A 25,234-nucleotide genomic window follows, 5' to 3' on the forward strand; every position below is an offset into this window, starting at 1 on the left:
CCGTCATGCCCTTCGGGTTACGATCAGGTGAGTTTGAAGTGAGCCGCCTACGGCGTCTTACACTTCCAACTCACCTGATCGTTCAGATTGATGCCGAAACAGAATGGACAGATGGTTGTCGATCAAGACACTGCATTCGCTGTAGAAAGACAGCCGGTGGTGGAGATATATGTTAAACTACCTTATCGAAACGCCCGAAGGCGAGCTCGATGCACAGCTTGCGCGCGATCGACCGCCGTCGGGATCCGGCGAAATGGCGCAGCGCCTGAATCGATCATCAGCGCTTGGGCTGAGCCCCGTCGAGAGTTTCAACGCTCAGTCTTGGGCCAGCCCCCGACACTTACCGGTCCGTACACAAGCCTCCACGCCGTGGCAGTTCAGCGGCGACCCCGCCGCCGCCTCCAGCACCGAGGACAGAGCTTCGCCTCCTGCTCCCTCCCCTGAGCGCCGTCGCAGCTTCCATGCGCAGGAGCACGGGCCGGCGCAACTCCGCTATGGTTTGAGAGCCTTCGTGACTTATCCAGTCCATTGCTGAACACACCGAGCCATTAATGCCGTCGACGCGGCCAAGGGTAGAGAAGGTGTCGACCCGCCCCGGCAGACGCAACTGGAAGCGCGAGCGCGCCTTTCGGCTACGCCCTCGCGCTTCCGAGCGTCAGGCTGGACTATCATTAGCATGCTATCCCGCGACGTACTGAAGATCCAGAGCGTCGGCAACTGCGTGGTGCCGGATGTTTCCACCGGAGACATTCAGGCCATTTGCCAGATGCGTATCCGCCGTCATCGCCGCCTCAGCCCCCAAATTCGCCAGTCGCACCGCAAAGGGTAGCGTCGCGTTGTTAAGCGCCAGAGTAGAGGTGCGCGCAACCGCGCCTGGCATGTTGGCGACGCAATAGTGGATCACGCCATCGACCTCGAAGACCGGGTCTTCGTGCGTGGTCGCATGGCTGGTCTCGAAACAGCCGCCCTGGTCGATGGCGATGTCCACCAGTACCGCGCCGCGCTTCATCGTCTTTATCATGTCGCGCGTGACGAGCTTGGGCGCCGCCGCCCCGGGGACCAGCACCGCGCCGATAACGAGGTGCGCATTCTTCACCGCCGCCGCGATCGCCGCCTTGGACGCAAACGCGGTCTTGATCTGGCTGGAAAAGAACATATCGAGCTCGGCTAGGCGACTCATGCTGATATCGTAGATAGTAACATCGGCGCGCATGCCGACCGCTATCTGCGCGGCGTTGACGCCGGAGATGCCGCCGCCGAGGATCGCGACCTTGGCCGGCGCGACGCCCGGCACGCCGCCGAGCAGGATGCCGCGGCCGCCCTGTTCCTTTTCCAGATAATGCGCACCGACCTGCACCGACATCCGGCCCGCGACCTCGCTCATCGGCTTCAAGAGCGGCAGGCTGCCATTGCGGTCGGTGACCGTCTCATAGGCAATGCAGGTCGCGCCCGACTTCATCAGGCCCTCCGCCTGCGGCTTGTCGGCGGCGAGGTGGAGATAGGTGAAGAGCAGATGCCGCGGCTCCAACAGCGCGATCTCAGAGGCTTGCGGCTCCTTCACCTTGACGATCATGTCGGCCGCCGCGAACACGGCGCGCGCATCCGGCAGGATGGTCGCGCCGGCCGCAATGTAATCCTGGTCGGTGAAGTCAATGCCCTCGCCCGCCTTGGTCTCGACCACGGCATCGTGGCCCGCCGCGACCATCTCGGCCACCGAAGCCGGCGTCAACCCCACCCGATACTCGTGGTTCTTGATCTCCTTGGGGACACCGATTTTCATAAAACGTCCTCTCGCTATGGCCGCAATATACCGGCAAAAGTGCGGGATTTCTGTGCCATTTTGCTCTAGGCGGTGGTAGACTGCGGGAGATTATTGCACATTCAGGCGAATGTGAGGAAAGCCATGCTGGACGCCTTCGACGTCAAACTCATCCACCAACTCTCGGTGGATTCGGATCTGACGAGCGCGGAACTCGGTGATCGCGTGGGTCTGTCGGCGAGCGCGGCGCATCGGCGTGTCGGCCAGCTCAAGGAGCGTGGCTACATTTCCGGATTTCGCGCCATTCTGTCCAAAGCGGCGCGGGGCAATCCAAGTTCGGTATTGGTCAATGTCACCCTCCGCGACCAGACGGAGCAGACGATGGCCGAGTTTGAGCGCAGAATCACGGATTGCGCGGAAGTGCGCGAGTGCTTCCTGATGAGCGGCGAAGCCGACTACCTTCTTCACGTCGAGGTTCGGGAGAACGAAACGTTCGAGCGCGTGCACCGGGAAACACTTTCGCGCCTACCCGGTGTGGCTCGACTTGCGTCCCATTTTGTTATTCGTGAGGTCGTCAGAGTAGTTGATCGTTAAGAGCATAGCCTTTCGAAACCGAAAGGAAGCGCTTTTCAAGGACGCACCAACCGATAGAGCACATGTGGCTCCGTCGCGAATGACAGGCGATGATCGCTGGCGGGACCATAAAACTCGAGCCGCTCGAACGGCCCTCCTTCGCACGGGCCGGTCACCTCCTCGAACAGATTGGGGCCGATCAGCTCCCAATACGTCTTCTCACTTCTGCGACTGACGGTCAGGCCGTGCTGACCGACGGCAGAGACGGTGACATCGTTCTTCGGGTTGCCGGGCTTGCTATAGTCGCGTCGGTTGGTCCGGTAGGCGCCCATCGGCGCGGCGGTCTGGCAGCCTGGCCAGCGCGGGGCGGGCGATTGGGGAAAGAGCCGGCCGCGATCACACTCACCAGCTCGGTGCGGGTATCGCTGCTTTCCGCGCCGCCGGTGAACTAGTAGGGCGGGTGACGGAGACCTATAACGAACCTTCCCGCTCCACCCGGGCCAGTGTCGTGCCCTCGGTCACCTGCCCGCCTTCGCTGGCGTTGAGTTCGGCGACGGTGCCGTCGAAGGGCGCGGTGAGCGCATGCTCCATCTTCATCGCCTCGAGGGTGACGAGCTTCTGGCCCTTGGCGACGCGATCGCCCGCGGCGACCTCCACCGCAATGACGCGGCCGGGCATGGGCGCGAGGATCGCACCGTCGGCGGCGGTGCCGGCGGCGACTCCCTCGAACCGCGCCGGCTCGAATCGCCAGGTTCGCCCCTGCATCGTTACCCAAGTATGATCGTCAGCCTTCTCGATTAGTGCATAATGCTTCTGATCGTAAGTGGCGGGGCTCGCGAGGTCGGCCTCGTACACCTCTGCCCCGCTCATCAGCCGGGTAGCCGATCTTGTATGGCCGTTCAGCCGAAATCCCGCCGGAGCCGGCGCCGAGGCATCGACGTACTCGCGTCCCACGAGCGCGAGCAGCCAGCCCGGCGGATCGATTGGATAGACGAGATCGTCCAGTTTTTGCTCGATGAAGCCGGTATCGACCCGCCCGGCCATGAAATCGGGATCGACAAGCGCAGAGCCGATGAATGTCGCATTGGTTTTCACCGGCCAGACCTGCACGTCCCAGATAAGCCGGGACAACCCATGTGCTGCCGTCCGCCGGTCGTCGGCGTGGCAGATCACCTTCGCGATCATGGGATCGTAGAAGGGCGATATGGTCGAGCCTTGCTCGACTCCGGTTTCGATACGGGCGTGGCCATCGAAGTCGAGCTTGTACCGAGTGCCGCTGAGTTCTGCGCGGTAGCGCGAAGGACGGATCGTATCTGGTAGATTGAAGCGTTCGAGAGTGCCGGTCGACGGCAGGAACCCTGTGCTCGGGTCCTCCGCATACAGCCGAGCCTCCATCGCCCAGCCGTCGATGCGCAACTCCTCCTGCCGCTTGGGCAGCGGTTCGCCGCTGGCGACGCGGAGTTGCCATTCGACCAGGTCTTGGCCGGTGATCTCTTCGGTCACCGGATGTTCGACCTGGAGGCGGGTGTTCATCTCCATGAACCAGATGCGGTCGGCGCGCAGGCCTTCGCTGGCGTCGGCGATGAACTCGATCGTGCCGGCACCGACATAGTCGACCGCCTTGGCGGCGCGCACCGCCGCGTCGCAGACGGCGGCGCGGGTGGCCTCGTCCATGCCGGGCGCGGGGGCTTCCTCGATCACCTTCTGGTGGCGGCGCTGGAGCGAGCAGTCGCGTTCGAACAAATGGACCACGTTGCCGTGGGTGTCGCCGAAGACCTGCACCTCGATGTGGCGGGGCGAGAGGATGTATTTCTCGAGCAGCACGCGGTCGTCGCCGAAGGACGAGGCGGCTTCGCGGCGGCAGGAGCCGAGCGCGTCGAGGAACTCGGCCGCGCTCTCGACCCGGCGCATGCCCTTCCCGCCGCCGCCGGCGACCGCCTTGATGAGGACGGGATAGCCGATCGCGTCGGCTTCGGCCTGGAGGCGCTCGGGGCTCTGGTCGTCGCCGAGATAGCCGGGGGTGACAAGGACGCCGGCGGCGATCATGCGGCTCTTGGCGGCATCCTTCAGGCCCATGGCGCGGATGCTGTCCGGGCGCGGGCCGACCCAGATCAGGCCGGCGTCGAGCACGGCCTGGGCGAAGTCGGCGTTCTCGGAAAGGAAGCCGTAGCCTGGGTGGATGGCCTCGGCGCCGGTTTGCTTGGCGGCGGCGATGATGCAGTCGCCGAGGAGATAGCTCTCACGCGCCGGCGACGGGCCGATGTGGACGGCTTCGTCGGCCTGGCGGACGTGAAGGGCCTGGGCGTCCGCGTCGGAGTAGACGGCGATCGTGCGGATGCCGAGCCGGCGCGCGGTGCGGATGACCCGGCACGCGATCTCGCCCCGGTTGGCGATGAGAAGAGAGGTGATCATGCCGCCCCCACTCGCGGCTTGTCGATGCATGCGGTCTCCGACACCGCCAAGTCCGCCACGTTGAACAGCACCGTCTCGATCACGTCGCGGCCGCTGTCGTCACGGTAGTGGAACGCGAGGGTGAGATGCCCGCTGTAGACCCGGACCAGTTGCAGATCGAGCTTCGGCAGGCGGCGGATGACCTCGCCCCAATACGCCCGCAGCTCGGCCTTGCCGCGGATCACGCCGTCGGTCGCGTAGAGCTTGGCGAAGGGCGAGCGGAGCTGCACGTCGTCGGCATACATCGCCATCAGGCCGTCCAAGTCGCGGGCGTTCCAGGCGGCAACCCACTTCTCCGCCCATCTTTGCGGGATGATCATCGTGGTTCCCTCACATCCGGAACACGCCGAAGCGTGGCTCTTCGATGGGTGCCTGAAGCGTCGTCGCCAGGGCGAGGCCGAGGACGTCGCGGGTCTGAGCGGGGTCGATGACGCCGTCGTCCCACAGGCGGGCGGTGGCGTAATACGGGTTGCCTTCGTCCTCGTACTTCTGGCGGACGGGGGCCTTGAAGGTCTCGGCCTCTTCCGGTGTCCAGTTCTCCGCATCGCGGTGGACGGTGGCCAGCACCGAAGCCGCCTGCTCGCCGCCCATCACGCTGATCCGGGCGTTGGGCCAGGTGAACAGGAACCGGGGCGAGTAGGCCCGGCCGCACATGCCGTAGTTGCCGGCGCCGAAGCTGCCGCCGATCAGGATCGTGATCTTGGGGACGCTGGCGGTGGCGACGGCAGTGACGAGCTTGGCGCCGTGCTTGGCGATGCCCTCCGCCTCGTAGCGGCCGCCGACCATGAAGCCGCTGATGTTCTGGAGGAACAGGAGGGGGATGCGGCGCTGGCAGGCCAGTTCGATGAAGTGGGCGCCCTTCTGCGCGGATTCCGAGAACAGCACGCCGTTGTTGGCGAGGATCGCGACCGGCTGGCCCCAGATGTGCGCGAAGCCACAGACCAGTGACGCGCCGTACAGCGCCTTGAACTCGTGGAACTCGGAGGCGTCGACCAGGCGGGCGATGACTTCGTGGACGTCATAGGGGGCGCGGACGTCCTGGGGGACGATGCCGTACAGGTCCTCAACAGCGTATTTCGGCGGGCGGGGATCGCGGAGGTTGACCTCGGTCTTCGCCGCGGGCGCGAAGGTGGAGACGATGTCGCGGACGATGGTGAGCGCGTGCTCGTCGTTCTCGGCGACGTGATCGACGACGCCGGACTTGCGGCCGTGGGTGTCGGCGCCGCCGAGCTCTTCGGCGCTGATCACCTCGCCGGTCGCGGCCTTGACCAGCGGCGGACCGGCGAGGAAGATCGTGCCCTGGTTGCGGACGATCACGCTTTCGTCGGACATGGCGGGGACATAGGCGCCGCCGGCGGTGCAGCTGCCCATCACGCAGGCGACCTGGGGGATGCCGAGCGCGGACATGTTCGCCTGGTTGAAGAAGATCCGGCCGAAATGGTCGCGGTCGGGGAAGACGTCCGCTTGGTGCGGCAGGTTGGCGCCGCCGCTGTCGACGAGGTAGACGCAGGGCAGCCGGTTCTGTTGGGCGATCTCCTGCGCGCGCAGGTGCTTCTTGACGGTTAGCGGATTATAGGTGCCGCCCTTCACCGTCGCGTCGTTGCAGACGATCATCACCTGCCGGCCGGAGACGCGGCCGATACCGGCGATCATGCCGGCGCCGGGGACTTCGTTGTCGTACAGCCCGTTGGCGGCGAGTTGGCCGATCTCCAGGAACGGCGAGCCGGGGTCTAGCAGGCGTTCGACCCGGTCGCGGGGGAGGAGTTTGTTGCGGGAGGTATGGCGCTCGCGGGACTTTTCGCCGCCACCGAGAGCTGCCTGCGCCACGCGCGCGCGGAGCTCGTCGGCAAGAGCGCGGTTGTGGGTGGCGTTGGCGCGGAACTGGTCGCTGTTCGCGTCGATCTTGGTGTCAAGGACGGGAGCGGTCACTGGGCGACTCGCTCCCCTGCCCCGACCAGTTCGCGGCCGATCAACATGCGGCGGACCTCGTTGGTGCCTGCGCCGATGTCGAGCAGCTTGGCATCGCGGAGGTAGCGTTCGACGGGCCAATCCTTGGTGTAGCCCGCGCCGCCGAGCGCCTGGATCGCCTCGCCAGCCACGCGCACGGCATTTTCGCTCGCGAGCAGGATCGCGCCGGCCGCGTCGAAGCGGGTGGTCTTGCCCGCATCGCAGCTCTTCGCGACCGCATAGACATAGGCGCGGGCGCTGTTGAGGGCGACGTACATGTCCGCGATCTTGGCCTGCATCAGCTGGAAGCTGCCTACGGGCTGGCCGAACTGCTTGCGCTCGCGGACATAGGGAATGACCACGTCCAGGCACGCCTGCATGATGCCGAGCTGGATGCCGGCGAGCACGGCGCGCTCGTAATCGAGGCCGCTCATCAGCACGCCGACGCCGCCATTGAGCGGGCCCATGACCTGAGTATCGGCGACGAAGCAATCGTCGAACACGAGTTCGGCGGTGGGCGAGCCGCGCATGCCCATCTTGTCGATCTTCTGCCCGATCGATAAACCGGGGGTGCCCGCTTCGATCAGGAAGGCGGTAATGCCGCGGCTGCCCTCGCCCGTTTTGGCATAGACGACGAGCGTGTCGGCGTAGGCGGCGTTGGTGATCCAGAACTTGGTGCCGTTGAGCACGTAGCCGCCGTCGGTCGCGACCGCGCGGAGCTTCATCGAGACGACGTCGGAGCCGGCGCTCGCTTCCGACATGGCTAGGCTGCCGACGTGTTCGCCGCTGATCAGCTTGGGGAGGTACTTGGCCTTCTGCTCAGGGGTAGCCCAGCGGCGGATCTGGTTGATGCACAGGTTGGAGTGGGCCCCGTAGCTGAGGCCGACGGAGGCGGAGGCGCGGGACACTTCCTCGCAGGCGATGACGTGCTCGAGGTAGCCGAGGCCCAACCCGCCATCGTCCTCGCCCACGGTTATACCGTGCAGGCCGAGTTCACCCATCTCTGGCCACAGGTCGCGCGGGAACCAATCCTCCGAATCGATGCGCGCGGCCAAGGGCGTGATGCGCTCTGCGGCGAAGCGACGCGTGGTGTCGCGGATCATATCTGCGGTCTCGCCCAGCGCGAAATCGAACTCAACGGACATCATGTACCTCGCTCTGTGATTCGAACGGACCGATACGGTGGTTCCAGCCGTCCGGGTCAGGCACCGTTCCGCGCTGTATGCCGACCAGTTCGGCCTTGATCTCGGCGGTGCGCGGACCTTCTTCGCCGTTGCCGATCGTCCAGCTGCCCCTGCCACTTCTAACCTCGCCAATGGCGGTGAGGACGGCGGCGGTGCCGCACGCGAAGACTTCGCAGAGCGAGCCGTCACGAGCATCCGCCTGCCACTGGTCGACCGAATAGGGCTGCTCCTCGACGATGAGTCCGCGACGCCGCGCCAGTTCAATAATTGACGCGCGGGTTATGCCCGGCAGGATCGTGCCGCCGAGCGGCGGCGTCACCATCCGCCCGTCGTCGAACAGGAAGAAGATGTTCATGCCGCCGAGTTCGTCGACCCAGCGATGCTCGATCGCGTCCAGGAACACCACCTGATCGCAGCCGTGCCGATACGCCTCGGCCTGCGCCAGGAGGCTGGCAGCGTAATTTCCGCCGCACTTTGCTTCTCCCGTACCGCCCGGACCGGCGCGATTGAGGTGGTCCGACACCCAGAGCGAGATCGCCTGCTTGCCGCCCTTGAAATAGGCACCGGCGGGCGACGCGATCACGCAGAAGGTGTATTCGCTGGCCGGTTTCACGCCCAGGAACGCTTCGGACGCGAACATGAAGGGGCGGAGGTAGAGGCTGCCGTCGCCACCGGGAACCCAGGCCTCGTCGGCCCTGACGAGCGCTTCGATCGCGTGGAGGAACATGGCCTCGGCAAGCTGCGGCATGGCCATCCGGGCGGCCGACGCATTGAACCGGCGCGCGTTCTGCTCGGGGCGAAACAGCGTGGTTCCGCCATCGGCGGCACGGTACGCCTTCAGACCTTCGAATATCTCCTGTGCATAGTGCAGGACCGCGCAAGCCGGATCGAGCGTGAACGGGCGTCGGGCCTCGACCCTCGCGCTGTGCCACCCGCGTCCCTCCGTCCAGGTCGCGACCGCCATATGGTCGGTGAACACCCGGCCAAACGCCGGATCCTCCAGCAACGCGGCCCGTGCCGTGTCGGACACCGGATCGGGATGCGGATCGGTTATGAAGGGCTGGGTCGTCGACATGCTCTTTCCGGTCAATCCATGAAAATCAGTGCGGGATGCTCGATCGATCGCTTCAGCCGCTGGATGAACAGGGCCGCGTCGTACCCATCGACGATCCGGTGGTCGAAGGAGGACGACAGGTTCATCATCTTGCGAACGGTGATGAACTGCCCCTCGACGACGGGGCGCTCGACGATCTTGTTGGGACCGAGGATCGCGACTTCGGGATGGTTGATGACCGGGGTGGTGGCGATGCCGCCGAGCGCCCCCAGCGACGTGATCGTGATGGTGGAACCCCCAAGCTCGTCGCGCTGCGCTGTGCCGTCGCGCGCCGCGGCGCTGAGCCGGGTCAGCTCCGCCGCGAGCGTCCACAGGTCGCGCGCCTCGGCGTGGCGCAGGACGGGAACCATCAGGCCGCCCGGCGTCTGCGTGGCGATGCCGACGTGAACGGCATCGTGCGCGTGGAGCACGCCCTGATCGTCGTCGTAGCGGGCGTTGATCTGGGGAAAGTCCGGAACCACACGCACCAGCGCCCGGATGAGGAACGGCAACAGCGTCAGCTTGGGCTGGTCGGACCTCCTGTTCGCGTTCAGATCCAGTCGCAGCGCCTCAAGCTGGGTGACGTCGACTTCCTCGACATAGGCGATGTGCGGGATGCGCCGCTTGGCCTCCTGCATCTTCTCCGCGATCCGGCGCCGCAGCCCGATGATCCGCGTGTCGCGAACGCCGCTCCGCCTGGCGTATCGCTCGGCGACCGGAGCCGTTCCGCCACCGTCGGGCGTGTGCGCCAGAAAGGCGTCGAGATCGTAGGAGGTGATGCGGCCGGCGGTGCCGGTAGCCGGCACGTTGCGCAGGTCGATCCCTGCCTGCCGAGCGCGTCGCCGGGTCGAGGGCGCCGCGACGGGAGCGAGTCCAGGCGTGATATCGCGGGGGACAAAGGCGCCGGACGCTGGCACCGGTGGTGCGACCGGCGGCAGCGGATCGGCCCGCGACGCGGCCGGTTCGGGAGAGGATGGCGGGGCGGTGCGGGCCGCCTCGGCCTCACCGTCGCCGCTGCCGGCGACCTCCAGCTCGACTAGGACCGCGCCGACCGGGATCATCGCCCCGACCTCGCCGTTGATCGAAAGCACGACGCCGTCGACCGGCGAGGTCATGTCGACGGTCGCCTTGTCGGTCATCACGTCGACCAGGCTCTGGTCCTCGCGAACCGTATCGCCCGGCTTGACATGCCAGACGGTGACCTCGGCTTCTGCGACGCCTTCGCCGATGTCGGGCAGGCGGAATTGGAAGCGGCCCACGCTCAATTCTCCATGACACTTGCGAGCGCGGCGGCGAGCCGGCCCGGGCCGGGAAAATAATCCCATTCGAAGGCATGCGGGTAGGGCGTGTCCCAGCCCGCGACGCGTACGATCGGACTTTTCAGCGCCCAGAAGCAGCGTTCCTGGATCAGCGCGGAAAGCTCCCCCCCGAAGCCGCCGAAGCGCGATGCCTCGTGCAGGATCACGCAACGCCCGGTTCTGGTCACCGACTCCACGATCGTGTCCACGTCCAGTGGGACGATCGAGCGCAGGTCGACGAGTTCGGCATCGATGCCGCTCTCCGCGATGCCCTCCGCCGCAACGTGCACCATCGTGCCATAGGCGAGCACGGTGGCGTCGGTTCCGGCGCGAACAACGGCCGCCTGCCCCAGCGGCACGGTGTAATGCCCTTCGGGCACGTCCGCCTCGGGCAGGCCCGCCCAGGTCCTGAGCGCCTGGTCATGCCTGCCGTTGAACGGTCCGTTATAGAGGCGTTTGGGCTCCAGGAAGATCACCGGGTCGTCGCACTCGATCGCCGCGATCAGCAGCCCCTTGGCGTCATACGGGTTGGAAGGGATAACCGTCTTCAGCCCGGTGATGTGCGCAAAGATTGCCTCCGGCGACTGGCTGTGGGTCTGCCCGCCAAAGATCCCGCCGCCATAGGGGCTGCGTACCGTGATCGGCGCCGAGAACTCCCCGTTCGAGCGATAGCGCAACCGCGCCGCCTCGCTGACCAGCTGATCGAAGGCAGGCAGAATATAGTCGGCGAACTGGATCTCCGGCACCGGACGCAGACCATAGGCACCCATGCCGATGGCGGTGGCGATGATGCCTCCCTCGCTGATCGGCGCGTCGAAGCAACGGGTCAGGCCGTGCTTCTTTTGCAGCCCGTCGGTCACGCGGAAGACGCCGCCGAAATAGCCGACGTCCTGGCCGAAGATCAGCGTGTCGGGATCCTGCCCGAGCTTGACGTCCAGCGCGGAGTTGAGCGCCTGGATCATGTTCATGGTCGTCATGCGATCAGATCCCCAGCTCGCGGCGCTGCTCGATCACGCGCCAATCGGGTTCCTTGAACACGCCCTCGAACATTTCGGAAAGCGGGGGCTTGGACTTGCCAAGAGTGCCGACCGCGTCCGCCGCCCGCTGCGCGGTGCGGAGCGCTTCGGTCAGTTCCGCTTCCATCTGCACGTGGCGCTCCTCCGACCAGTCGCCCCGCCCGATCAGATGCGCCTTCAGGCGCACCACCGGATCGCCCAGCGGCCAGTGCGCCGCCTCGTCGGCGGGGCGATATTTGGTGGGATCGTCGCTGGTGGAATGGCCCGACGCCCGGTAGGTCACGAACTCAATCAGCGTCGCGCCCCCGTTCGCCCGCGCCCGCGCCGCCGCCCACTCGGTCGCGGCCCACACCGCCAGGAAGTCGTTGCCATCGACCCGCAGTCCGGGGATGCCATAGGCCAGCGCCTTTGCCGCAAAGGTCACGTGTTCGGCGCCGGCGATGCCGGAAAAGGTGGAGATCGCCCACTGGTTGTTGGTGACGGCGAGGATGACGGGCGCACGGTACACCGCAGCAAAGGTGAGCGCCTCGTGGAAGTCGCCCTCCGCCGTGGTGCCGTCGCCGATATAGCCGAGTGCGATGCGGGTATCGCCCTTGTACGCCGATGCCATCGCCCAACCGACCGCGTGACCGAACCGGCTGCCGACGTTCCCGGATAGCGAGTAGAAGCCATAGTCGCGCGCCGAGTAGAGGATCGGCAGCTGACGTCCTTTGAGCGGGTCCTTTTCGTTCGAGTAGATCTGGTGGATCATCTGTTCCATCGGATATCCGCGCGCGATCAGCCAGCCCTGGACACGGTAGGTCGGAAAGCACATGTCGCCCGGCGCCAGCGCCATCGCCTGAGCGACTCCGATCGCCTCCTCGCCGGTCGACTTCATGAAGAAGCTCGTCTTGCCCTGCCGGTGCGCGCGGAACATGCGGTCCTCGAACAGGCGCGTCTGCACCATCGCCCGCAATCCGGCGATCAGCACGTCCGCGCTCACGTCCGGAACCCAGTCGCCGACAGCTTTGCCCTCCTCGTCCAGGATTCGCAGCAGCGCATACGGGAGATGGCGCAGCGTCGACTCGGCCGAACAGGGATCGGGTCGGGCGACGGCGCCCGCCGGATCGAAGCGGAGATGAGAGAAGTCGGGGATGTCCCCGGGTCGCGCGGACGGCTCGGGGACGAACAGGCGAAGTGGCAGTGATCCAGACATCCGACCCTCTCCAGCGTGGGCGACATTCTTGCACATCGCGCTAAGATAGGTTTTCTTTTTTTTCTAATTTTGGGCACGGTTGGTAAAATTTCATTCTAAGTAGCTCGACCGCGGAGGAATGCTGTTCCAATGGACAATTACGATCGCGCGATACTTCGCCACATTCAGTCGGAGCCCGACCTGACCACCGCGGATTTGGCGGCGCGCGTCGGCCTATCGCAGACACCGTGCTGGCGACGCCTCAAGACGCTGGAGACCACCGGCGTGATCCTAGGGCGTGCCGTGCTGCTTGATCCGGCCAAGGTCGGCTATCCCGTCAGTGTCATCGCCCACGTACGTATCGCCGGTCACGACGAAGTCACGCTCGAGGGCTTCGAGACGCAGGTCTGCGCCCATCCGGAAATCGTCGAATGTTTCTCGATGAGCGGCGATAGCGACTATCTGATGCGGATCGTCGCGCGCAGCATCGAGGATTACGAGCGATTTCTGAAAAAGGTCTTGCTGCACTTGCCGGGCGTCTCGGCGGTCAATTCGTCCTTTGCCCTGAAGCAAGTCAAGGCGACCACCGACTTGCCCGTCTAGCGGCAGGGTCCCGCCTCCGGCAAGCAGCGCCCGCGCAATGCACGTTCGTGCTTTCGACATCGGTAGTACTTTCCCCGGAGGGCGAAACGCATTACCGCAGTGGAGTGAACGCGCTCTCGACAATGCGAACAAGGGTTCAGCGGCTGCCGAGCGTGCGCGCGTGGAAGATCGGCAAGCGAATTAGCAGCCGGATCATCTGATCCGGACCCCTGCTCGTCGCGGCGCACGCATGCGGGCGCCACCTCTCGCTCACCCGTCAAGGGCTTCCCATGTCCCACCGGTCCAGCCGGGCTTCCACGTCGGCTTCCAATCCCTGTCCGAATCGCGTCCGCTTTCGGATCGTGGGCGACATCTGCCCCAACCTACTGCCCCGCATTCTAGGTCTTCTGGTGCAATTCGAAACCATTCCTTGGAGCATGGCGCTGACCAGGACACCGGCGACCCTGAGCCTCTCGATCGACCTCGACCGGCCCGAGGGCCTGCGGGCCGACATCTTGCTGAACAAGATCGGCGCGATCCCCAGCGTGCGGCGCGCGACGCTGGTGAAGCTGCGACCCTGACGTTCGCTCAATCCGCCGGCCGTCGTCCGCCCGGTTTAGCGGGCAGCGCTGGAGAGCGCCGCCAGCGGTGCCCGCCTGCGTCCAGCCGGCTTCGCCGCGGGAACACCCTTGCGCCCCTCGTGCAGCGTCAGCAGTTCGCGCATCAACTCCTCGTCCAAGCTCGACATGATCGCCAGCACCTCGGCCTCGTCGCACCCTTCGCCCGCGACATGGAGTGCATCACAAATTGGGGGCAACCTGGTCGTCATCGGGTGGCAAGGCAAAGGAGCGGATAATTGCTCGTCATCCGGCACGTTGACACGGCGCTCGCGTTCAGTGCTGGAGCGCAGTAAGGCAATCAGGTCATTCTATCTAGGGCAATGACAGCCGCCTTCTGACGGCTTTCCTGCCCGGAACAGGATCCTGCCCTTGCTTATCGGCTATGCCCGGGTGTCGACCGAGGACCAGCACCTCGACCTGCAGCGCGATGCGCTCGCCCGTGCCGGATGCCAGAAGACTTTCGAGGACAAGAAGTCGGGTGCCAGGACCGACCGGCCCGGCCTGGCCGCGGCGCTCGAGTATGCGCGCGCGGGCGACCAGCTGGTCGTGTGGCGCCTCGACCGGCTCGGCCGCTCACTCCCCGACCTGATCGCGCTCGTACGCCAGTTGGAAGAGAACGGCGTGCAGCTTCGCTCGTTGACCGAGGGTATCGACACTTCGACTATCAACGGCAGGCTCACCTTTCATGTGTTCGCCGCCTTGGCCGAGTTCGAGCGCGCTCTGGTTCGCGAGCGGACCAAGGCGGGCCTGGAGGCCGCGCGCGCGCGGGGCCGCATGGGCGGGCGCAAGCACCGGCTCTCGCCGGACAAGCGCCGCCACGCAGTCGAGCTCTATCGTGCCAAGGACAAGACGGTGCGCGAGATCTGCCGGTTGATGGGCATCTCCAAGCCCACGCTATACGCCTATGTCGCCGAAGCCGACGCGGAAAGGGCACCCGAACGGAAGCGTGCGGCGTGACTGGACGGCGCGCGGGCGCGGACGTGACCGGCCTTGCCGATCTCGTCCGGCTGCGCGTGCAGCTGCGGGATGTGAAGCCGACCGCTTGGCGACGGGTCGTGATTCCCGCCACGATCCGGCTCGATCGCCTGCACCGCGTGGTCCAGGCCGCGATGGGATGGGAGGACGCGCACCTCTGGTCGTTCCACCTCCATGGCGTCGACTACGGTCCGGAAACGGGGCGGAATCCGAGCGTGCCGTTCGCCCAGTTTCGCCTCCGGCCTGGCGAGCGCTTCACCTGCGTCTACGATTTCGGGGACTGGTGGGAGCACGAGGTGCGTGTCGAGGCGGCGACGCCGGCCGACGCGCGCGGGTTCGTGCCGCGGTGCGTCGGCGGCAACGGAACCTGCCCGCCAGAGGATTGCGGCGGACCGGCGGGTTACGCCGAGCAGGTCGGCGAGGCACTCGGCCTCTCGGCGAGCCTCGACTTGGCCGACTTTGCCGAGTTCGGGCGCGATCTGCTGGCGGCGAAGGAGTCGGGCGACTGGAGCCCGATCACAAACCCCGACCGTTTGGACGACCTGGACCGTATCGTGCGCCGATCGCAGCGACGGCTTCGGTTCACCGAGCCGTTCAGCAAGGGGGCGGCGAACGATCGGCTGCACGCGTTAGCGGGAGCGGAACAGGAGACCGACCCATGACCTTGCGTTGCGCCATGCACGTCGCGATCGGCGCGTGCCCGACAAACGAGGCGTCCGGCAACGCCATCGTGATCGAGCGTACAGGCGAGCTCGCGCCCGAAACCCTCGGATTGACGCTCGCCGAGGCGCCCGCGCTGTTGCGCGAGGCGCAGGCCCGGCTCGTCACCGCCCAGGTCGGCGCATGGCAGGCCGCGCATCGTGCCTGTCCGGCCTGCGGTGCCGATCGCGCGCTGAAGGATCGCCGCCCGATGGTGATGCGCACCGCCTTCGGCGAGCAGCGGGTCGCGGCCGAGCGATTGCGGCGTTGCGGTTGTGGCGGCGACACGGGGCCAGGCGCGACGATGACGCCGTTAGCCGCGCTGCTGCCCGAGCGTACTACGCCCGAGCTCCTTTACCTGGAGACGCGCTGGGCGTCGCTCGTCTCCTTCGGCCTGGCCGCGCGCATGTTGAACGAGCTGCTGCCGCTTGATCGACCGGTCGCGCCGGAATGCGTGCGCCGACATCTTCATGCCGCGGCCGAGCGCGAGGAGGTCGCGCTCGAGGCCGAAGAGCCCATGCGGTTCGACGCCTGTCAGCGCGACCTGTTCGACATGGCCGTGCCGGACGGGCCGATGGTGGTCGGCATCGACGGTGGTTATGTCCGCGACCGCGAGGGCTCTTGGTTTGAGGTTGTCGCCGGCAAGGGGCGAACCTCGTTTGCGCGCGGCGACGGTGAGGCGGGCTCACCCCCGAACGAGGCCGCCTCTTCGCCCGGCCGATGCTTCGCGTTCGTGCAGGCTTATGACGATGACCCGCGCCGGCGCATGCTCCGAATGTTGCGCGACCAGGGCTACCAGCCCAACCAGAAGCTGGTGTTCCTGTCGGACGGAGGCGAGAGCGTGCGCACGCTTCAGCGCCGCACCGGCCCCGAGCCGAGCACGTGCTGGACTGGTTCCATGTCGCCATGCGAGTGACCGCGCTCGGGCAGATGATCAAGGGCACCGCAACCGAGCTTGAATGGCGCGACGCGCGCCTGGGCGATCTCGATCGCGTCAAACACCTGCTCTGGCACGGGCACGCGCGCGAGGCGGTCGAACAGATCGGCTGGCTTGAGGACGACGTCGATGGTGCGGCCGAGGAGGTAACCGGCGAGAACCAGGCCAAGCTCCGCAAACTCGCGGCCGGGATCGGTGAATTCGGGACCTACATACGCCGAAACGCGGGAAGCGTCATCGACTATGGCGAACGCTACCGCGCGGGCGAGCGGATCTCGTCCGGGTTCGTGGAGAGCGCGATCAATCAGATCGTCGCCAAGCGGTTCTCGAAGCGGCAGTCGATGCGCTGGACCAGACGCGGTGCGCACCTCGCGCTGCAGACGCGCGCCCAGGTGCTCAATGGCGAGCTCGAAACCTCGTTCCGGCGTCGCTGGCCGGGATTTCGGGCAGCGCGGTCAGCATTAAGCTCCTTTGCCTCACCACCCGATGACGACCAGGTTGCCCCCAGTTTGTGATGCACTCCTTTCCGCTTTTGATATACTGGATCGCATCCCTCAGCGTCCGCGCCTTGTGCTCGCGCGGGCGGCCCACCTTGGTGGTCCGCCTCAACAATGGCCGGACGACAGCCCATTCTCCATCGGTGCAGTCGCTTGCATGGCGCAGGCCGCTTCTGTCATGTTCGCGGCGAGCGGTTTTGGTCCAGCCCATGTGATCCTCGTGGTCTTCGCAACCCCCGGTGAATCACAAGCCACTGAAATCGCTCAATTCAATTTTCGGTCGGTCTCTTAGCTCGACTTTCCGCATTTCAGGCGGCGTAGCAGGCAAGTTCGATCAGGCGGTCGAGGATGCCATCTGGAGTTTTCTGCGGGGGCGGGTCGTGTCGGGACGTGGCGAAAGTCTGGTCTGCCCATAATTGTCGTCGACGGCAGCGAGCGCATCGCTGAAGGTCACAACTTCCTTGGCGTACCATCGTGCGGAACGCACGACGATGGTGCGGGCCTTGTGGATGTCGTCGGTGAACAGGGTGATGAGCGAGAACAGCGCCAGCAGCATGGGGGTAGTGCGAGCGATGGCGCGGTCGGTCCACTGACGCTGCGTCTCGACGCCGAGGTGGCGACGGACCTCGGCGAAGGTCACCTCAATCGACCAGCGGCGGATGAACCAGCCGAGCATGTCGGCGGGCGAGACATCAGGATCGGTGGACAGGAAGGCCTGTGGCCTGAACCGTCCGGCGGGATCACGCACGATAAGTTAGCGCAGCGGCACGACTGGTCGGCCGGGGTGGCTCCAGACTGCGCATCCGGTAGCGAGTTCGACGCGCCGTTCGCCTTGGCCGTACCAGTCGGTGACGATATGCGTCGACCACGGGGTTGCCGGATCGGCGCGACGCCGCGCCAGCGTCGGGAGCCGTTCGCCGGTCCGCCGGGGGCGACCTCTCGTGCCTGGCTGGCGGGGTACAGCCCGTGCGAACAGGCGCGCGTCGAGCCGCAGCCGCGTCACCATGCAGACATGGGCGCTCACGGCGTCGAGCAGGCCGATCGCGGAAAAGCCGCTGTCGGCGACCGCGACGATGCGCCGGTCCGGCAGCCACTTGGCAACCTGCAACAGCATATGCCGGGCGCCATCGACCAGTGACTTGTGGCGGACACCGCGCCGGTCGGCCCAGCGCTGCGACGGCATCAGCACGGTCAGGAACGGCAAAGCCCATACCCGCCGTGCCCATGGCACGGGCACCAGCAGCATGGCCGACAGCCAGCGCAGCCCGCTGGCTTTGACAAAATGGCCATGGCTCGAGCGCACCGGGTCGCGGTAAATGCCACGTGCCGCGATCTTCGCGCCCCAGCGCCGCTCGATCGTATCGTCCAGCCCGATCACGACCGGCCCGGAGGGAACGAACGTCGCGACCAGCCGCGCCAGCAGAAGCCCGGCAGCCGCCAGCGCGGACCATCGGCTTCTGCTGAGAACATCGTGATATCGCGAAAAGTCCGCATCCTCACCGCGTCCCGTCACCCGCAACGCGGCTGCAACCGTCCGCCGATGCGTTGTAAGGATCGCCCCGGTCGCCAGCACCAGCAGGCGCTGCCAGGTCGGCTGCGTGAACAGGGTCCGGAACGGAGCCAGCCACCCTTCCAGCCGGTCCTGCCGGTCAACCGCTGCGCCCATCTGTCGTCTCCGTGACGGTTCCACCGTTCACGGAATCAACCAGCCCCACGATCCGACTCAACAGCCCCAAAAATGCGGAAAGTCGAGCTTAGACGTTACCGCTGAAACGGTCGCCGCGAGGGCCGCTATTCGCCCGTCGGCGGCGCCGACAACCTGGCGGGCTACAGCTTACTCGTCCCTGGTAGCCCGACGACGTCGGCAAACCGCGCTCGGCGGGGCTGGACTGCGGGCGAGTAAAGCCGGCGGGCGTCAATGCCGCGACCGCCAGCCTATCCAGAACAACCAAGCCCACGATCGGTATTATCTGATCATGACTTTCACAGAGGTGGAGAAAAGCGGACGGCCCAAGACCGTCCGCCTCCTCCGGTTCAGAATTTGACACGAGCGCCGGCGGTAAAGTACGTCCCGACCTCATCGTAAAACGCGCTTCCGGTCGTGATCAGCGGTGGAGACCGATTGAACACGTTGTCGACGTTACCGAACAACGTGAACTGATCGTGGACATGGAATTGAATGCCAAGGTCCAGGTAGGTCCGGGAGGCGACATTGTTGTTGATCAACCCCGAGGTGACGCCGGCGGCTGAGGTGGTGACCGCAGACAAATGATTGACCAGCCCCCCGCCGACATACCGGACGCGGGCATCCAATCCGACCGCTTTGCTCTCATAGGACAGGCTGCCCGTCGAGCGCCAATGCGGGTTCGCGTTGGCGGTGGCGTCGCCCACGTCACCGGCGCTGTTGATCCGGGTTACGCCCGTATCGACGATGAAGCGGGCGATGTAGGTGGCCAGGGCACGAAACCGGATCGTGCCGGGAAGGCTTGCCTTGAAGCGCGAGAGCGGCGTGATGTACGACGCTTCCAGATCCAAGCCGTTGGTCTCGAAATTGGCAAGGTTTTGGGAGTTAGCGAACGCGGTAACCACGGTGCCCGTATTGTCGCGGACAATCCGGGCACATGCCGCCGTGCTTCCCGCATTGCAGGCTTGGGTCAGTTGCGATGCGGTCAGCGTAGTGATCGCGCCGGCGATGCTGATGTTATAGTAATCAACCGACACGCTGAAGCCTGGGAAGAACGATGGCGAGTAGGACCCGCCGACCGTCAACGTACTGCCGATCTCGGGCACTAAGTTGGGGTTGCCGCCGTTGAATGTATTCACCAGCGTCGGATTGGCATTGTAGCCGGGCGTTCCGGCGTATTTGGCAGCCTGCGCGTCGACTAGGGGACCGATGGTGATCCGCTGCGTCGAGAACAGTTCGGTAATGCTCGCCGAACGAATGTCACGCGAGCGTGTGGCGCGTAGCAGCAGGTCGTTGAACAACCGCAGCGTACCGCCGCCTTTCCACGACCAGATACCGCCGCTGGTGCTGTAGTCCGAATAACGAGCCGCACCGTTGAGGTCGAGCTTAACCTTGCCTTCCACGTTGATGAGCGGGACGGCAATTTCGCCGAAACCTTCCTTTACGTTGAAGCCGCCGGCCAGCGTGCTGGTGAAGACTGGGAGCGCGAAGGTGCCCGCGATCGGAACGGTGCCGGGTTGGGCCGTTTGCTTCTCGTAACGTATCTCGCCGCCGATCACCGCGGTGACCGGACCAGCCGGCAGCGAGAACAGGTCGCCCTGGATCTGCGCCGACCCGGCATCCAGCTTGTTGAGGGTATGCGCGATCTGCGTGCCGGTCGTATAGGCGATCGCCGCCGGCGACACGTTGCCCGTGCCGAACGGATTGATCGGCGCGCAGGCGGCGTCGGTGACGGTGACCGCGTTGATCGCGCATATCGGGGTGCCGTTGGGCCCGGCTACCGCATTGATCGCATTGGCATATTGCGTCGCCAGACGGGAATTGGTCAGTTGCTGGTCGGTCGTCACCTCGCCATGACTATAGTGGGCGCTGTACTTGAACCGGCCAAACGAGCCGTCGATGCCGATCGCACCCTCGTAATCCTGCCGGAGCGAGTGGAGCCCGATCGTGTAGGCGTCGGGATAGAAGCGCCCCAGCTTGAAGCTCGTCTGCCCAGCGGCGGCCAGCTGATTCCTGATCGCTTGCGACAGAAACGGATTAGTGGCCGAGATCGTCGTCGTTGTCAGGGTGAGATCAGGAAAGAAACCAGAGTCAGATTTCGACCTTCCATACGTGCCGTCAACCCAGATCGTGGCCCGACCGACATCGTAACTCAGCCGTGCATACGAACTCAGGCGCTCGACCGGCGACGCCACGTTGATGTTGTCATAAAGGCTGGTAGCGTCGGCACCGCCGATCTGGCTGGCGTTGAAAGCCGCCGCACCCACTTGCGTACCGCCGCGGAACGGACGCAACGTGCCGTCCGGATTGAAGATTTGCCCCGCCAGCACGCCGCTGGTGATCAGGCCGCCGACCGCGGTATTGCCGTAGTTCACATCCGGAGTCAGCTGGGTGCGCAGATCCGTGGTCGACGTCGGATTGACCCGCACCACGCCGGCACCCAGATTCGGTCGGCTTGCCCGACCATCTGGCCCGATACCCTCGTCGTTGACGTATTCGGCACCGGCGATCAGATGTCCCTTGCCCTCGGCAAATGACGTCCCGAAACTTCCATCGAACCCATAGCGCCGGCCATCCCCGCGCGACGAAATGCTGTCCTGAACGCCAAGCGAGAGGCCCTTGAGCTTGTCGTTCAGAATGATATTGACGACCCCGGCGACGGCGCCCGAGCCATAGGCGGCCGACGCGCCGCCAGTCACCACGTCGACTTGGCGGATCAAGCCGAGCGGGACGAAGTTCAAATTATTATCGCCGACGAACCGCCGCCCATTGAGCAGCGTCAGCGTCCGGACAGTGCCGAGGCCGCGCAGATCGACCGGCGCCGTACCGGTCGATGTATTGCCGATCGACACGGCGGGCGTCGTCGTGGCGCGAAATTGGGGCAGGTCGTTCAGCGCCTGCTGGAGATTTGGCCGCGCGCCCTCGCGTAGTTCAGTAGTGCCGATAACCGTGGTCGGCGTCGGCTGGTCGAACCCCGCCCGATCGATGCGCGATCCCGTGACGACGATGTCTTCCGGGTTCTGCGGACCGGCGTCGTTGGCGGTGTTCTGGGGCGGCGTCTGCGCGGCAGTGCCCGCAGTCTGACCCTGTATGCTGTTATCGGACTGCAGTGCCGTTTGAGCATTCGCGGCTGCCGTATGCAGTAACACGACGGCAACCGCGGAACTGCTTGCCCCGCGAATTGCCAAGCTATTCCACGCCTTCACAGAAAATCGCATAATACCCCCCTGAACGCGCTTGATTTACCGCGCCAAATTTTTATACGGCGATCGTTTTGAATTAGGAACGATCTTGCAGGGACAGTTTATGTCGTCAAGGGGTTTCTAGCGAAATATGGTTCCAATCCCGGGACCAAGGCCGGGAACAGCTTAGCCTTCACACCGCCCTCGACATGCATCTGGCCGAGAAGATAGATCAGCGAGTCAGCAACGTCTCTCCTTATGCGAGGTGGCGTTGCGCGTGCCCGGGGCGCATCGGGGCGAGCTGCTACTCGCCGCCGGTTGCCGTCGCGTTCCGCCGTGCCGCGCCCGCGTCGAGGTGGTTCCAGTTAAGCAGCGCGTTGAACGCCAGCCGGTAGCTTCCCTGCGTCTGCCACCGCCAGAACGGGCGCAACGCATACAGCACCATGTGCCCGTGCCCGAGCGTGACGTCGACGAGCAGCGGCTTCTTCGCGAGCACCTGCCCGCCGCTGAGGAGCCCGCTGAGCAAGATGTCGTTCGCCGCGGCGGGAAACTCCATCACCACGCGGGGCTTCGGGACGGCGAAGGGACTGACCGGGCCCGGCGGCGTTTTTGGGACTTCGGCAGCGGCGGCGGGCGGTACGCCCTGCGCGGCGGCGTTGGCGTTGGGAACGCTGGTGGCGGCGGGACGCTCGAACGGCGCGGGCATCGCGGGGTTCATGTTGGGCGTGGTGTTCTGCGCGACGCCCACACCCGGCCCGTTCGGGTCAAAATACGTATTGCTCGCGTCGCGCGCGGTCGCGCCCACCGTCATCACCGGGTCGCCGCCGAAATAGATCGGCATCTCCTTGCCCGCATAGCCATAGACCAGCGGGCTCGACCGGTCGGCGAACACGCCGCGCATCAGTGCGCCCTTGGTATAGAGCTGCGACGGCTTCTGGATGCTCACGCCCGGGGCCGCGCCGAAGCTCGCCAGCAGCTCCACCGTCGAGCCGTCGCCGAGCAGCGTTCCCCCAGCGCGCACAAAATCCTGCAGCGCCGCCAGCCCATCGGGGCCGAGCCCGCCGCGGATGTCGTCGGCGGAGTCGAGCACGCCGAGGTTCGGGGTCAAGGCGGTCTTCTTGTACGGGATCGGGTCCTTGCCCGTCATCGGCACGCCGACGATCTGGTCGCGCGGGCCGCTGCCGACGGTGGGATAGATCAGCACGTCGTACTTCGCCCGCAGCCGCCCGCGACGCGCCAGCGTGTCGGCGAAATAGCTGTACGGGATGCCGTAATGGTCGAGCGCGGCGCGCCACCAGCCCTCGTCCTGCGTATAAACCCAGCTGTGCAGGAAACCGATGCGCGGCGCAGTCAGCTCGTGCGTCGCGACCGCCGGGACCGCAGCGACCGCTTCCCCGCGCAGGCCGAGCGTGGCGAGCACGCTCTCTACCGACGCACGGTTCGCCGCGGGCAGGATGAAGCTGCCCGTGGGGTAATGCTTCCCGCCTGCCTCGAACGGGGCTTCGGCCGCAAGCATTCGCACGCCCTTGAGTCGGAAGCGAACGCCGACCAGCGCGGTGTCGCCGGTGTCGGCAATCAGCACCGTCCCGCCCGTGCCCGATAGTCCGCCCGGCGGCACGGCGTCGGCGGTCATCAGCGTCATCGGTCGGGTCAGCACCGACGCGTCTTTGACCGGCGACAGGCGGACGTTGCGCATATATTGCATCGTCCAGCCGGTATCGTCATACGGCCGCGGGTTGGTCGCGGGATAGCTCTGCACCGCGAAATACATGTCGGCCAGCGTGCGATAGGGCTGGTCGGCGCGGATCACGTAATCGCCCGGCGCGACCGCCACGCCACCGGCGCTAAAGGCGGCGTCGGCGCGGCTGACCTCCACGCCCTGGCGGCGCAGATCGTTGATCATCTCCGCCACATTGCCCGATGCGTGCTGCGCCGCCGGGATTACCCAGGCGTTGACCGCGCCCGTCCGCCCGGTCTCGATCGACTGACGGTTCTTGATCCAGTAATTCTCGAGGTACAGCGCGCGATCGTCCGCGACGCGATGGAGTGCGAACAACAACCCCGATTCCTGGATGTTGACGCTGTTGCGCGGCCCCCATCTGATCGACGGCAACGGCGGGTTGGGCCGGTACCATTCATGGCTGGTGTCGACCGGCTCCAGCTTCAGATCGGGCTTGAGATCGGGGCCATAAGACTCGACCTCGTAGAAGCGGCCGAGCGAGTTGTGCGTGTTGGCGATCCAGAACAGATAATTCGGCACCCAGCCGTCGTAAAAGCCGTAGGTCCACACGCCCGGCACGTTGCGCTTGCTCATTTCGGTCAGCTCGGCCTGGGCGAGCTGCCACCATTCCTGCGTCTGTAGCGGACTCAGCGACGGATTGTACGGCCCGGTGCCGGTCGAGACATACAGGTAGGAGCGCGCCTCGTGCAGGTCGTGGAGCACCGTCGGGTGCCAGTCGAGCACGCCGCGGGTGATGTTCTGCGTCAGCTTGAGCACCTGCCCCATGCCGTCGCGGTTATCGTCGTGCGCGACGTACTTGCCCCAATACATATTGGGCGGGCGGACCTTGCCGGTCTTCTTGCCGTAGTAATAATTGTCGACAATCTTCTCGCGCCCGTCGACCTCCACCACCGGCGTGATGAAGGTGATCACATTCTTGCGGATGTGGTCGATGAACGGCGTGTCCTCGACCGCGAGACGATAGGCGAGTTCGATCAGCGTTTCCGGCCCGCCGGTCTCGGGTGAGTGAATGCCGCTGGTGATCCAGTAGATCGGCTTGGCGGTTCTGATCAGCTCGCGCGCCTGCGCCTCGCTGGTCCGGCGCGGGTCGCCGAGCGCGGCGAGGGCCACCTTGTCGCGGTCAAGGTCGCGCAGCACATCGGCGTCCGCGACCACGAGCGCGACCATGTTGCGCCCTTCCTCACTGGTCCCGAGCTGGAGCAGGCGCACCCTGGGCGAGGTGCGCGCGAGCTCGCGATAATAGCGCTCGATATCCGTCGCATAGGTCAGCTCGCCCGGCGTGCCCGGGATGCGGCCGAAGAACTTCAGCGGCGAGGGCACACTGTCCGACGCGGGCATGTGGTCGACCAGTTCGGTGCTGATCCGCTTGTCGGTGAGGTATTGGCGAATTAACCGGGTATATTCGGCGTCCTGCGGCTGGGCCGCCGTCTGCGCCGCAACGGGTGCGCCGATAACGACGGTGCTCAAAAGGACGAGGTGCCCGAACCGACTTACCGGCAAGGTCGATCTCCGTTCGAAAGCGGGCTTTGCTTGAACCGCATCTGACACTCCCTTGCTGTCCATCGCCACGGCTCGCATCCGTGCGAGACGCTGCAGGTGTCGAGAGTGTCAGACGGTCTCAAGCAGGACAACAGCTTTCTTGTCGGGGGCCGGCGATGGCGACGTCCGACCGATCGGTCGCTTCGCGCACCGCGGCGACGCAGATCGAGAGCGAGCATAGCCGGACGCGCACCGCGAGGCGCGACCTGGCGCGACCTGGCCCGAGCAGAACCCGAAGAGCGTGCCGGTAGCGAGCAGTGGCGAGCCCGCGACAGGCAGTGCG

22 protein-coding genes and 1 pseudogene are annotated in these 25,234 nt (G+C 65.7%); 7 read left to right on the forward strand and 16 right to left on the reverse strand.

Going from position 1 to position 25,234, the window contains the following annotated elements:
• Positions 1-679: 679 nt before the first annotated feature.
• Positions 680-1,780, reverse strand: a complete 1,101-nt coding sequence (gene ald, locus L8H00_RS12950; RefSeq protein WP_242097718.1) for an alanine dehydrogenase — start codon at positions 1,778-1,780, stop codon at positions 680-682.
• Between the two features lie 123 nt (positions 1,781-1,903).
• Here ald and L8H00_RS12955 point away from each other — a divergent pair, with 123 nt between their 5' ends.
• Positions 1,904-2,353 carry an Lrp/AsnC family transcriptional regulator gene (locus tag L8H00_RS12955; RefSeq protein WP_242097719.1) on the forward strand — a complete coding sequence of 150 codons (450 nt, stop codon included), beginning with the start codon at positions 1,904-1,906 and terminating at the stop codon, positions 2,351-2,353.
• Between the two features lie 35 nt (positions 2,354-2,388).
• On the opposite strand, the gene L8H00_RS12960 is transcribed toward L8H00_RS12955, so the two are convergent.
• The 9 genes from L8H00_RS12960 to L8H00_RS13000 all read right to left on the reverse strand — a co-directional run bounded on the left by L8H00_RS12960 (position 2,389) and on the right by L8H00_RS13000 (position 12,516).
• Complete coding sequence (locus tag L8H00_RS12960; protein ID WP_242097720.1) at positions 2,389-2,664, reverse strand: hypothetical protein; 276 nt, start codon at positions 2,662-2,664, stop codon at positions 2,389-2,391.
• Positions 2,665-2,803: 139 nt separating this feature from the next.
• Positions 2,804-4,744, reverse strand: coding sequence for an acetyl/propionyl/methylcrotonyl-CoA carboxylase subunit alpha (locus L8H00_RS12965; RefSeq protein WP_242097721.1), 1,941 nt, complete (start codon positions 4,742-4,744; stop codon positions 2,804-2,806).
• Positions 4,741-5,103 carry a nuclear transport factor 2 family protein gene (locus tag L8H00_RS12970; RefSeq protein ID WP_242097722.1) on the reverse strand — a complete coding sequence of 121 codons (363 nt, stop codon included), beginning with the start codon at positions 5,101-5,103 and terminating at the stop codon, positions 4,741-4,743. The genes L8H00_RS12965 and L8H00_RS12970 overlap by 4 nt, the downstream gene beginning before the upstream one ends.
• Before the next feature lie 10 nt (positions 5,104-5,113).
• Positions 5,114-6,712 (reverse strand): carboxyl transferase domain-containing protein, encoded by a 1,599-nt coding sequence (locus tag L8H00_RS12975; RefSeq protein WP_242097723.1) that lies wholly within the window; start codon positions 6,710-6,712, stop codon positions 5,114-5,116.
• Positions 6,709-7,875 (reverse strand): acyl-CoA dehydrogenase family protein, encoded by a 1,167-nt coding sequence (locus L8H00_RS12980; RefSeq protein WP_242097724.1) that lies wholly within the window; start codon positions 7,873-7,875, stop codon positions 6,709-6,711. Before L8H00_RS12980 ends, L8H00_RS12975 begins: the two co-directional genes overlap by 4 nt.
• Positions 7,865-8,989 (reverse strand): branched-chain amino acid aminotransferase, encoded by a 1,125-nt coding sequence (locus L8H00_RS12985; RefSeq protein ID WP_242097725.1) that lies wholly within the window; start codon positions 8,987-8,989, stop codon positions 7,865-7,867. Before L8H00_RS12985 ends, L8H00_RS12980 begins: the two co-directional genes overlap by 11 nt.
• Positions 8,990-9,000: 11 nt before the next feature.
• The gene (locus tag L8H00_RS12990; RefSeq protein ID WP_242097726.1) at positions 9,001-10,266 is read right to left on the reverse strand and encodes a dihydrolipoamide acetyltransferase family protein; all 1,266 of its coding nucleotides are present in this window, start codon (positions 10,264-10,266) and stop codon (positions 9,001-9,003) included.
• A gap of 2 nt (positions 10,267-10,268) precedes the next feature.
• The gene (locus tag L8H00_RS12995; RefSeq protein WP_242097727.1) at positions 10,269-11,282 is read right to left on the reverse strand and encodes an alpha-ketoacid dehydrogenase subunit beta; all 1,014 of its coding nucleotides are present in this window, start codon (positions 11,280-11,282) and stop codon (positions 10,269-10,271) included.
• Positions 11,283-11,286: 4 nt separating this feature from the next.
• Complete coding sequence (locus L8H00_RS13000) at positions 11,287-12,516, reverse strand: thiamine pyrophosphate-dependent enzyme (protein WP_242097728.1); 1,230 nt, start codon at positions 12,514-12,516, stop codon at positions 11,287-11,289.
• A 129-nt stretch (positions 12,517-12,645) separates the two neighbouring features.
• On the opposite strand from L8H00_RS13000, the gene L8H00_RS13005 reads away from it, so the two are divergent.
• Positions 12,646-13,098 (forward strand): Lrp/AsnC family transcriptional regulator, encoded by a 453-nt coding sequence (locus tag L8H00_RS13005; RefSeq protein WP_242097729.1) that lies wholly within the window; start codon positions 12,646-12,648, stop codon positions 13,096-13,098.
• A 416-nt stretch (positions 13,099-13,514) separates the two neighbouring features.
• Positions 13,515-13,658, forward strand: a complete 144-nt coding sequence (locus L8H00_RS13010) for a hypothetical protein (RefSeq protein ID WP_242097730.1) — start codon at positions 13,515-13,517, stop codon at positions 13,656-13,658.
• Positions 13,659-13,693: 35 nt separating this feature from the next.
• Here L8H00_RS13010 and L8H00_RS13015 read toward each other — a convergent pair whose 3' ends face one another.
• A complete protein-coding gene (locus L8H00_RS13015) occupies positions 13,694-13,894 on the reverse strand; it encodes a hypothetical protein (protein ID WP_242097731.1) in 201 nt (66 codons plus the stop codon).
• 172 nt (positions 13,895-14,066) lie between these two features.
• Here L8H00_RS13015 and L8H00_RS13020 point away from each other — a divergent pair, with 172 nt between their 5' ends.
• Genes L8H00_RS13020 through L8H00_RS13035 form a run of 4 tightly spaced genes read left to right on the forward strand, consistent with a single transcriptional unit; the run spans position 14,067 to position 16,823 of the window.
• Complete coding sequence (locus L8H00_RS13020) at positions 14,067-14,654, forward strand: recombinase family protein (RefSeq protein WP_242097732.1); 588 nt, start codon at positions 14,067-14,069, stop codon at positions 14,652-14,654.
• 23 nt (positions 14,655-14,677) lie between these two features.
• On the forward strand, positions 14,678-15,334 hold the full coding sequence (locus tag L8H00_RS13025) for a plasmid pRiA4b ORF-3 family protein (RefSeq protein ID WP_242097733.1): 657 nt from the start codon (positions 14,678-14,680) through the stop codon (positions 15,332-15,334).
• Positions 15,331-16,287 (forward strand): hypothetical protein, encoded by a 957-nt coding sequence (locus tag L8H00_RS13030; protein WP_242097734.1) that lies wholly within the window; start codon positions 15,331-15,333, stop codon positions 16,285-16,287. Before L8H00_RS13025 ends, L8H00_RS13030 begins: the two co-directional genes overlap by 4 nt.
• Complete coding sequence (locus tag L8H00_RS13035; protein ID WP_242097775.1) at positions 16,254-16,823, forward strand: hypothetical protein; 570 nt, start codon at positions 16,254-16,256, stop codon at positions 16,821-16,823. Before L8H00_RS13030 ends, L8H00_RS13035 begins: the two co-directional genes overlap by 34 nt.
• A gap of 85 nt (positions 16,824-16,908) precedes the next feature.
• Here the strand turns inward: L8H00_RS13035 and L8H00_RS13040 are convergent.
• The 5 genes and pseudogenes from L8H00_RS13040 to L8H00_RS13060 form a co-directional block, all read right to left on the reverse strand.
• Positions 16,909-17,016, reverse strand: a pseudogene (locus L8H00_RS13040) (IS5/IS1182 family transposase); the annotation flags it as partial.
• Positions 17,017-17,139: 123 nt separating this feature from the next.
• On the reverse strand, positions 17,140-17,553 hold the full coding sequence (locus L8H00_RS13045) for a hypothetical protein (protein WP_242097735.1): 414 nt from the start codon (positions 17,551-17,553) through the stop codon (positions 17,140-17,142).
• A 6-nt stretch (positions 17,554-17,559) separates the two neighbouring features.
• Positions 17,560-18,471 (reverse strand): transposase, encoded by a 912-nt coding sequence (locus tag L8H00_RS13050; RefSeq protein WP_242097736.1) that lies wholly within the window; start codon positions 18,469-18,471, stop codon positions 17,560-17,562.
• 368 nt (positions 18,472-18,839) lie between these two features.
• Positions 18,840-21,707 carry a TonB-dependent receptor gene (locus L8H00_RS13055; protein WP_242097737.1) on the reverse strand — a complete coding sequence of 956 codons (2,868 nt, stop codon included), beginning with the start codon at positions 21,705-21,707 and terminating at the stop codon, positions 18,840-18,842.
• A 268-nt stretch (positions 21,708-21,975) separates the two neighbouring features.
• Complete coding sequence (locus tag L8H00_RS13060) at positions 21,976-24,879, reverse strand: M14 family zinc carboxypeptidase (protein ID WP_242097738.1); 2,904 nt, start codon at positions 24,877-24,879, stop codon at positions 21,976-21,978.
• Positions 24,880-25,234: the final 355 nt, after the last annotated feature.

This window comes from Sphingomonas sp. CROZ-RG-20F-R02-07 (assembly GCF_022662335.1).
Lineage (GTDB): Bacteria > Pseudomonadota > Alphaproteobacteria > Sphingomonadales > Sphingomonadaceae > Sphingomonas.